Source organism: Pseudomonas sp. GM80 (assembly GCF_000282515.1).
In the GTDB taxonomy this organism is placed as follows: Bacteria; Pseudomonadota; Gammaproteobacteria; order Pseudomonadales; family Pseudomonadaceae; genus Aquipseudomonas.
Genome location: NZ_AKJD01000166.1, coordinates 18,625 through 27,859 on the forward strand (window position 1 = coordinate 18,625; position 9,235 = coordinate 27,859).

General features: G+C 59.4%; 10 protein-coding genes. 7 read left to right on the forward strand and 3 right to left on the reverse strand.

What is annotated here, in order from left to right; all coding sequences use genetic code 11:
* Positions 1-39: 39 nt before the first annotated feature.
* Positions 40-843, forward strand: coding sequence for an IclR family transcriptional regulator (locus PMI37_RS23050; protein ID WP_008085521.1), 804 nt, complete (start codon positions 40-42; stop codon positions 841-843).
* On the opposite strand, the gene PMI37_RS23055 is transcribed toward PMI37_RS23050, so the two are convergent.
* On the reverse strand, positions 840-1,892 hold the full coding sequence (locus tag PMI37_RS23055) for an NAD(P)-dependent alcohol dehydrogenase (protein ID WP_007908332.1): 1,053 nt from the start codon (positions 1,890-1,892) through the stop codon (positions 840-842). The genes PMI37_RS23050 and PMI37_RS23055 overlap by 4 nt on opposite strands.
* A 191-nt stretch (positions 1,893-2,083) precedes the next feature.
* On the opposite strand from PMI37_RS23055, the gene PMI37_RS23060 reads away from it, so the two are divergent.
* Positions 2,084-2,974, forward strand: a complete 891-nt coding sequence (locus PMI37_RS23060; RefSeq protein ID WP_008085522.1) for an AraC family transcriptional regulator — start codon at positions 2,084-2,086, stop codon at positions 2,972-2,974.
* A gap of 183 nt (positions 2,975-3,157) precedes the next feature.
* Here PMI37_RS23060 and PMI37_RS23065 read toward each other — a convergent pair whose 3' ends face one another.
* Together PMI37_RS23065 and PMI37_RS31915 are read right to left on the reverse strand one after the other, a co-directional pair.
* Positions 3,158-4,822: an electron transfer flavoprotein-ubiquinone oxidoreductase gene (locus PMI37_RS23065; RefSeq protein WP_008085524.1), complete on the reverse strand. Its 1,665-nt coding sequence runs from the start codon at positions 4,820-4,822 to the stop codon at positions 3,158-3,160.
* Between the two features lie 10 nt (positions 4,823-4,832).
* Positions 4,833-5,252 (reverse strand): hypothetical protein, encoded by a 420-nt coding sequence (locus PMI37_RS31915; RefSeq protein WP_157173108.1) that lies wholly within the window; start codon positions 5,250-5,252, stop codon positions 4,833-4,835.
* Between the two features lie 121 nt (positions 5,253-5,373).
* Here PMI37_RS31915 and PMI37_RS23070 point away from each other — a divergent pair, with 121 nt between their 5' ends.
* The 5 genes from PMI37_RS23070 to PMI37_RS23090 all read left to right on the forward strand — a co-directional run bounded on the left by PMI37_RS23070 (position 5,374) and on the right by PMI37_RS23090 (position 9,130).
* The gene (locus tag PMI37_RS23070; protein WP_007908338.1) at positions 5,374-6,123 is read left to right on the forward strand and encodes an electron transfer flavoprotein subunit beta/FixA family protein; all 750 of its coding nucleotides are present in this window, start codon (positions 5,374-5,376) and stop codon (positions 6,121-6,123) included.
* Complete coding sequence (locus PMI37_RS23075; protein WP_007908340.1) at positions 6,124-7,053, forward strand: electron transfer flavoprotein subunit alpha/FixB family protein; 930 nt, start codon at positions 6,124-6,126, stop codon at positions 7,051-7,053. It abuts the gene before it with no gap.
* 80 nt (positions 7,054-7,133) lie between these two features.
* Complete coding sequence (locus PMI37_RS23080; RefSeq protein WP_008085527.1) at positions 7,134-7,955, forward strand: substrate-binding periplasmic protein; 822 nt, start codon at positions 7,134-7,136, stop codon at positions 7,953-7,955.
* Between the two features lie 9 nt (positions 7,956-7,964).
* Positions 7,965-8,321 (forward strand): DUF4398 domain-containing protein, encoded by a 357-nt coding sequence (locus tag PMI37_RS23085; protein ID WP_177323332.1) that lies wholly within the window; start codon positions 7,965-7,967, stop codon positions 8,319-8,321.
* Positions 8,318-9,130, forward strand: a complete 813-nt coding sequence (locus PMI37_RS23090; RefSeq protein WP_008085532.1) for an OmpA family protein — start codon at positions 8,318-8,320, stop codon at positions 9,128-9,130. Before PMI37_RS23085 ends, PMI37_RS23090 begins: the two co-directional genes overlap by 4 nt.
* The last annotated feature ends 105 nt before the right edge of the window (positions 9,131-9,235 follow it).

The window sequence follows — 9,235 nt, forward strand, 5'->3', positions numbered from 1 at the left end:
AATGCCGCCCGTTCCCTCGCTCAACGGTAAAGGCTGGATATGCAGGAAGACGCTCCGGAAAAAACCAAGGACGCCGCGCCCACCGGCACCCAGACGCTGTTGCGCGGCCTGGGTGTGGTGCAAGCGGTGGCCAGTGGCGCCCGCGATCTCAAGGAAATTGCCCGGCTGATCGGCACCACACGCAGTACCACCCATCGTCTGGCCAGTTGCCTGGTTGATGAGCGTTACCTGCGCGTGGTGCCGCAAGTCGGTTACCTGCTCGGGCCGAAGCTGATTGAACTGGGTTTTCAGGCACGCGAAGAATTGCCGCTGGTGACCCTGGCCGCGCCGTATCTGGACGAGTTGTCGGCGCTGACCGGTGACACCGTGCACTTGGGCATTCGTGAAGGCGATGAAGTGCTGTACCTGCTGAAGAATCCGGGGCGCAATGGCCCGGAGATGCGTTCGCGGGTCGGCCATCGCATGCCGCTGGCACGCACCGGGATCGGTAAGGCATTGATGCTCGATGACTCGCCGAAAGACTGGCAGCGGCTGTACGACATCAGCCTGCCGGCCGGTGGGAAAAGTCAGTTCTGGCCGCAGCATCCCCAGCAGTCGTGGGAACAGCTTGAGCAGCGCATGACCGAGTACGTCGCCGGTGGCTACGCGTTCGATCTGGAAGACAACGAACCGTCGATCCGCTGTGTGGCGGCGCCGATTCGCGATGCGAGCAAAGGCATTGTTGCTGCGATCAGTATCGCCAGCACCGTGCCGTACATGCCGCTGGAAAAAATGGCCGAGCTGATTCCCCTGATCAAAGGGGTCACAGCCCGGCTCTCGGCAGAGCTTGGCTTGAAGGTTTAAACCTTGAGCGTCGCCATGTCGATCACGAAACGGTACTTCACGTCGCCGGCGATCATGCGCGCGTAAGCCTCGTTGATCTGGCGGATGTCGAGCATTTCGATGTCGCAAGTGATGTTGTGTTCGGCGCAGAAATCCAGCACTTCCTGGGTTTCGGCGACGCCACCGATCAACGAGCCAGCCAAAACGCGACGGCTCATCACCAGTTTGCCGGCGTGTACCGGTGGATCGATCGGTTCGATCAGGCCGACCAGAATGTGCACACCGTCGAAGCGCAGGGTGTCGAGGTACGGGTTCAGATCGTGCTGCACCGGAATGGTGTCGAGCAGGAAGTCGAAGTAACCGGCAGCGGCTTTCATCTGCTCGGCGTCGGTGGACACGATCACGTGATCGGCACCCTGACGACGACCTTCTTCTGCCTTGCTCGCCGAGCGGGTGAACAGCGTCACTTCCGCGCCCATGGCCTTGGCAAACTTGATGCCCATGTGGCCCAGACCGCCCATGCCGAGAATCCCGACCTTGTCGCCGGCCTTGACGCCGTAGTGCTTGAGCGGCGAGTAGGTGGTAATGCCGGCACAGAGAATCGGCGCGGCGCTGGCCAGAGCCAGTTTCTCCGGGATGCGCACCACGAAGTGCTCGCTGACGACGATGCTGTCCGAATAACCGCCCATGGTGTTGCTGCCATCGACCCGATCCGGGGTGGCGTACGTCATGGTCGGGCCTTCGAGGCAGTATTGCTCAAGGTTCGACTGGCAGGCTTCGCAGGTGCGGCAGGAGTCGACCATGCAGCCAACACCGACCAGATCGCCTACTTTATGCTGGGTGACATTCGCACCGATCGCGGTGACTTTTCCGACGATCTCGTGGCCAGGCATCAGCGGGTAAACGGCGATGCCCCATTCGTTGCGCGCCTGGTGGATGTCGGAGTGGCAAACGCCGCAGTAGAGGATCTCGATCGCGACGTCGTCGGCACGCGGGCTGCGGCGTTCGAATTTCATCGGGGCGAGGGGCGTGGTGGCCGATTGGGCGGCATAGCCGATGGCGGTGTACATGTGAAACCTCGCAAAAGCAGGAACAAGTGAGGCGGCGCATTCTGGGCGCTGACTGACCGGTCGGCCATGACGATTCCTCCGGGTCTCATGCCTAATCCTCCGGCATGCGGGTTTGATCGGTCGCATTGGCAAAAGGATCTGCGATGATGCTTTCATCCCTTTTTTCGCTCCATTTTCAGTGAAGAGCTTTGATGCAATTAACCCGTCATCTTGATGCCAATGCCCGGCTGGTTTCGCTGATCGAACCGTTGGCGCTGCGCGATGGTTATTCCCCGACCGGGTTGCCCGGTGTGCAAGTGTTGCGTGCCAGTTGCGACGTCGCCCGTGGCCCGCACATTTATGAGCCGAGCCTGATGATCATCGCCCAGGGCAGCAAACTGGCGTTTCTCGGGCCGCGCACCATGGAGTATGGCGCTGGGCATTACCTGATTCAGGCGCTGCCGGTGCCGTTCGAATGCGAGACGTTTGCCTTGCCGGATGCGCCGTTGCTCGGGGTGTCAGTGGCGATTGATCGGGTGTTGCTCGGTGAGCTGGTGTTGGCCATGGGGCTGGCGCCGGGGCGGCATATTCCGGCGCAGACGCCGGAGTCGATGACTTCGGTGGTGCTCGACGATGACATGCGCGGTTGTGTCGAGCGCTTGCTGAGCTGCCTGCACGATCCGCTGGAATGCCAGATTCTCGGGCCGGCGAGGGTAAGGGAATTGTTGTTTGTCGCGTTGCGCGGGCCGCAGGCCGATGTGTTGCGCGCGTTGGTCGAGCAGCAGGGGCAGTTTGCGCGGGTGGCGGCGTCGATCAGTCATCTGCATGCGCATTACACCGAGCCATTGAATGTCGAGACATTGGCCGGTTGCGCGAACATGAGCGTGTCGACCTTTCATGAGCATTTCAAGCGCAGTACGTTGTTGTCGCCGGTGCAGTATTTGAAGCGTTTGCGGTTGTTGAAGGCGCAGACGTTGCTGGTGGCGGAGGGCTTGGGTGTGGCGCAGGTGGCGCATCGGGTGGGGTATCAGAGTACGTCGCAGTTCAGTCGCGAATATAAGCGCTATTTCGAGCGTAGCCCGGGCGACGAACGCGCCGCCTGAGGATTTACACACTCCCTGTGGGAGCTGGCTTGCCAGCGATAGCGGTGGTTCAGTTTGCCGTGATGTCGTTTGACACGGCCCCATCGCTGGCAAGCCAGCTCCCACAGGGATTTGTGTTGCTAGCGGAATTGCGGGCAACAAAAAGGCCCCCGGTTCGGGAGCCTTGATGTTCAGCGGTTCGACTTACATATTCGGGTAAGTCGGGCCGCCTGCGCCTTCTGGTGTCACCCAGGTGATGTTCTGCGAAGGATCCTTGATGTCACAGGTCTTGCAGTGCACGCAGTTCTGGGCGTTGATCTGGAAGCGCTTCTCGCCGTCTTCCTTGGTGATCACTTCATATACGCCGGCCGGGCAGTAGCGCTGCGCCGGTTCGTCGTACAGTGGCAGGTTTTTGCTGATCGGGATGCTCGGGTCTTTCAACTTCAAGTGGCAAGGCTGTTCTTCTTCGTGGTTGGTACCGGAGATGAACACCGAGCTGAGTTTGTCGAAGCTGAGTTTGCCGTCTGGCTTCGGATAGTCGATCTTTTTGCAGTCGGCGGCGAGCTTGAGGCAAGCGTAATCCGGCTTGGTGTCGTGCAGGGTGAACGGCAGTTTGCCGCCGAAGATGTTCTGATCCAGCCAGTTGAAACCGCCGCCAACGATGGCGCCGAACTTGTGGATCGCCGGGCCGAAGTTACGGCTGGCAAACAGTTCGTCGTAGAGCCAGCTCTTCTTGAACGCGTCCACGTAGGTGGTCAGTTCTTCAGTGCCGTCCTTTTCAGCGAACAACGCGTCAGCTACCGATTCAGCGGCGAGCATGCCGGACTTCATCGCGGTGTGGCTGCCTTTGATCTTGGCGAAGTTCAGGGTGCCGAGGTCGCAACCGATCAGCGCGCCGCCCTTGAAGACCATTTTCGGCAGCGAGTTCAGGCCACCTTTGCAGATCGCACGAGCGCCGTAGCTGATGCGCTTGCCGCCTTCCAGGTACTGCGCCAGCACCGGGTGATGCTTGAGGCGCTGGAACTCGTCGAACGGCGACAGGTACGTGTTGCTGTAGGAAAGATCGACGATCAGGCCGACCACCACCTGGTTGTTTTCCAGGTGATAGAGGAACGAGCCGCCGGTGTTCTCGGTGCCCATGATGTCCAGCGGCCAACCGGCGGTGTGCACTACCAGGCCTGGCTGGTGTTTGGCCGGATCAATTTCCCAGATTTCTTTCAGACCGATGCCGTAATGCTGAGCGTCGGCATCGCTGTCGAGGTTGTAGCGCTTGATCAGTTGCTTGCCGATGTGGCCACGGCAGCCCTCGGCGAACAGCGTGTATTTGCCACGCAGTTCCATGCCCGGGGTGTACAGGCCTTCCTTCGGGTTGCCTTCGCGGTCGACGCCGAGATCACCGGTAATGATCCCGCGCACCACGCCTTGCTCGTCGATCAGCGCTTCCTGAGCGGCGAAGCCCGGGTAGATTTCTACGCCAAGGTTCTCTGCCTGCTGGGCCAGCCAGCGGCACAGGTTGCCGAGGGAGATGATGTAGTTGCCTTCGTTGTGCATGGTCTTGGGCACAAAGAGGTCTGGAATTTTTTGTGCGCTTTCGGCGTTTTTCAGCACGAAAATATCGTCGCGGGTGACGGGCGTGTTCAGCGGGGCGCCGAGTTCTTTCCAGTCCGGGAACAGTTCGTTCAGAGCGCGTGGTTCGAACACGGCGCCGGACAGGATGTGTGCGCCGACTTCGGAGCCTTTTTCGACCACGCAGACGCTGATTTCCTTACCGGCTTCGGCGGCCTTCTGCTTCAAACGGCAGGCGGCGGACAAGCCAGCGGGGCCGGCACCGACGATGACCACGTCGAATTCCATGTATTCGCGTTCCACAGGCTATCTCCTACTCAAGGCTCACAGTTTTTTTTCTAATTTGGAGGTTCGGTGTCGCATCCGTTATTGCCTTTACGTTAACGTCAAGGGTAATAATGGGCAAACCACCTTTCTCTCTAGGCGGCGCATTATATCTACACCACTCCGAGCGTCCAATACAAACGTTTGTTTGAATCGGCTCCAGCCCAGAGAAATCAAAGAAGCGCGGCTTATGAATGGTCATTTTGCTGTATTGACCGGAATAGGCGTTCCGGTCAAGATACGGGCGGTTTTGCGCTCGTCGTAGGCAGACTGGCGGTTTCAAGAGCACCTCTAAAGACAGGGCACAGGCAATAAAAGGTGATGCGCGGCGCAGTCCGGCGCGCAGTTTACACAGCGTGAAGATCCATGACTCGTCGGTCGCCCCTGACGAACGGTCGCAGGTCTTCATACCGTGCAGCCACCAGACACCCCGAGTCGGCGTTTTTAGAGGTGCCCTTTTAGCCTGATGAGCATCAACCGCCAGGTTCGCCTAGGCGACTTTCTTTTCACCGGAGAGTAACGAGGAATCCATGAAGGTTCTTGTAGCTGTCAAACGCGTTGTGGATTACAACGTCAAGGTCCGCGTCAAGGCGGACAATTCCGGCGTCGATCTCGCCAACGTCAAGATGTCGATGAACCCGTTCTGCGAAATCGCAGTAGAAGAAGCCGTACGCCTGAAAGAGAAAGGTGTTGCGACTGAAATCGTCGTCGTCTCCATCGGCCCGACCACCGCTCAGGAGCAGCTGCGTACCGCACTGGCTCTGGGTGCCGACCGTGCCATCCTCGTCGAATCCGCTGAAGATCTGACCTCGCTCGCCGTGGCCAAGCTGCTCAAGGCTGTGGTCGACAAGGAACAACCGCAGTTGGTGATCCTCGGCAAACAGGCCATCGACAGCGACAACAACCAGACCGGCCAGATGCTCGCTGCACTGAGCGGCTACGGTCAGGGCACGTTCGCCTCGAAAGTCGAAGTCTCGGGCGACAGCGTTGCCGTGACTCGCGAAATCGACGGCGGCGCGCAGACGGTTTCCCTGAAACTGCCGGCGATCGTCACCACCGACCTGCGTTTGAACGAGCCGCGCTACGCGTCTCTGCCAAACATCATGAAAGCCAAGAAGAAGCCTCTCGAAGTGCTGACTCCGGACGCTTTGGGCGTTTCCACCGCCTCCACCAACAAAACCCTGAAAGTCGAAGCGCCGGCTGCACGCAGCGCTGGCATCAAGGTCAAGTCGGTGGCTGAACTGGTTGAAAAACTCAAGAACGAAGCGAAGGTAATCTAAATGACTATCTTGGTTATTGCTGAACACGACAACAAAGTGCTGGCCCCGGCCACACTGAACACCGTGGCTGCTGCTGCCAAAATCGGCGGCGACATCCACGTTCTGGTTGCCGGCCAAGGCGCTGGCGCCGTGGCTGAAGCCGCTGCGAAAATCGCAGGCGTGAGCAAAGTTCTGAACGCTGACAACGCGGCTTACGCGCATCAGTTGCCGGAAAACGTTGCGCCATTGGTTGCTGAGTTGGGCGCTGGTTACAGCCACATCCTGGCTGCCGCCACCTCCAACGGCAAAAACATCCTGCCGCGCGTTGCTGCGCAGCTGGACGTTGACCAGATCTCCGAGATCATCTCGGTAGAAAGCGCTGACACCTTCAAGCGCCCGATCTACGCCGGTAACGCTATCGCTACCGTACAGTCGACCGCCGCGATCAAAGTGATCACCGTGCGTGCCACCGGTTTCGACCCGGTTGCTGCTGAAGGTGGCTCGGCTGCTGTTGAAGCAGTCGGCGCTGCACACGATGCGGGCACTTCGAGCTTCGTTGGCGAAGAACTGGCCAAGTCTGATCGTCCAGAGCTGACCGCTGCCAAGATCGTCGTTTCCGGCGGCCGCGGCATGCAGAACGGCGACAACTTCAAACACCTGTACGCCCTGGCCGACAAGCTGGGCGCTGCTGTCGGTGCTTCGCGCGCCGCGGTTGACGCAGGTTTCGTACCGAACGACATGCAGGTCGGTCAGACCGGCAAGATCGTTGCGCCACAGCTGTACATCGCCGTCGGTATCTCCGGCGCGATCCAGCATCTGGCCGGTATGAAAGACTCCAAAGTGATCGTTGCGATCAACAAGGACGAAGAAGCGCCGATCTTCCAGGTGGCCGATTACGGTCTCGTGGCGGATCTGTTCGAAGCAGTTCCTGAGCTGGAGAAGCTGGTTTAATCCAGCGGCTTCACTTATAAAGAGCCCGGCCTGTTGGTCGGGCTTTTTTTTGTCTCGGATTTGAGTGGGAGCGTTTTGCCATGGATCTGCGCTGCGGATGGTTGTTGGGTTTGGCCCTGTTGCCCGGTTTGGCCACGGCCGCTGGCAAGTGCGAGCGCCTCGTTGTCACCGGCAGCCCCGACGCGCCTCCGTACCTGTGGCAGGACCCGCAAAATCCTAAGCAGTTGATCGGCGCCAGTGCCGACCTGTTGCAACAAGTCGCCAAAGACCTTGGCATCAAAGTCGAGCTGCTCTACGCCGGCAAACGCTCGCAAGCTGTCGATGAGGTGCGCAGCGGACGCATGGACATGCTCGCCGACGCGCCGCTGACCTTCAACGAGCTGGAAAACTTCGACTACATCTATCCGCCGCTGCTGGAGAACGACTACCTGGTGTGGACGCGCAAAGGTTCGACACTGGTTTACAGCGAAGCGAAAGACCTGCACGGTCACGCCGGCGCGCTGTCGGAAAAGTCTCGAATGACGCAAGGATTTGGCACTTTTGCCGAGCAGAATCTGACCCTGACCAAGACAGCCAACCTCACCCAGGCCCTGCAGAAATTGCTCCTTGGCGAAGTGGAATATGTACTCGCCGGACGCTACTCGGGCATGGCCGCCGCGCAGGCATTGGGCATGGCCAATGATCTGCTGGCGTTCGAGCAACCCATCGACCGCCCGGGGCTGTTCCTCGCGGTTTCCCACAACTCGGCCTGCAACGATCCGTGGTTGCGCGGACAGCTGGCCAAAAAGATGACAGAATTGCCCGCGTCCGGACTGACGGAAGCTGCGCTGCAACGCAATATCGAGCGCTGGAAGGCGCAGCAGCAACAGCCGCAACAACCTGTCAGTGCCCCAAAACAGTAGGGATTCTTAGTGAGTATTCGACCTCTTTTCGCGGCGATGGCCGTTCTGGCCCTGGCCGGTTGCGCCAGCGATCCGGCACCTAACGAACAAATGCGTCTCACCGAACAAGCCATTACCCAGGCCAAGGCTGTCGGTGCCACTGCCGACGACATGCCGGAAATGAAACTGGCCGAAGCCAAGTACGACCGCGCCAAAGGCAATATGGCTGACGAGTCCTATCGGAATGCGCGCATGCGTGCCGAACAGGCCGAGCTGGATGCGCGTCTGGCTGAAGCCAAAGTGCTGACCCAGAAAAGTGAAGAACAGGTGAATGTGCTCAATACCCGCATCGTCCGTCTGCGCAAGCAACTGGGAGATGCCCAATGAGCCTCAAATCCAAAACCATCGGCGCGCTGATTCTCGCCGGTTGCGCCAGCCTTTACGGCTGCGCCGGTCAACACAGCGAATCGGCTCTGCAAGAGGCGGGTGCTGACTTCCAGAAAGTCAAAGAAGACTCCAACGTGCTGCGCATCGCGCCGAAAGACGTGATCCGCGCTGGTGAATCCCTGGCCCGCGCCGATCGCCTGTCGACCTATTGGGGCAGCGGCTCGGACGTGGTGCATTACGCCTACCTTAGCCAGCGCTACAGCGAAATCGCCCGCGAGCACACCAATCAGGTGCTCAACGAAGAGCGCGCGGCCAAACTCGAACTGGAACGTCAGCGCCTGCAACTGGCCCTGCGTGAATCGAAACTGCTCAGCGTTCAGCAGCAAGGCAAATGGCTGGAAGAACAGATCGTTGCACTGGCCACCACGCAGACTGATCGTGGTCTGGTGATGACCCTTGGCGATGTGCTGTTCGACACGGGTGAAGCGGAGCTGAAAAACTCGGCCAATCGCGTGGTGCTGAAGATTGTCCAGTTCCTGCAACTGAATCCGAAACGCGTGGTACGCATCGAGGGTTACACCGACAGCACTGGTGGCAAGCAGGAGAACATCAAACTATCACGCGACCGCGCGCAAGCAGTGGCCGACGTGCTGATGGATCTCGGTATCGAGGACAAGCGCATTCAGGTCGAAGGCTACGGTGACGAATACCCGGTGGACGTCAACGCTTCCGAGCGTGGGCGGGCACAGAACCGTCGCGTGGAAATTGTCTTCTCCGACGAAAAAGGCCAACTCGGCGCCGCCCGTTAAGCCAGGTGAAACCCTGTAGGAGCTGCCGAAGGCTGCGATCTTTTGATGTTGATCTTAAAAACAGGATCAAAAGATCGCAGCCTCGTTGCACTCGTCAGCTCCTAC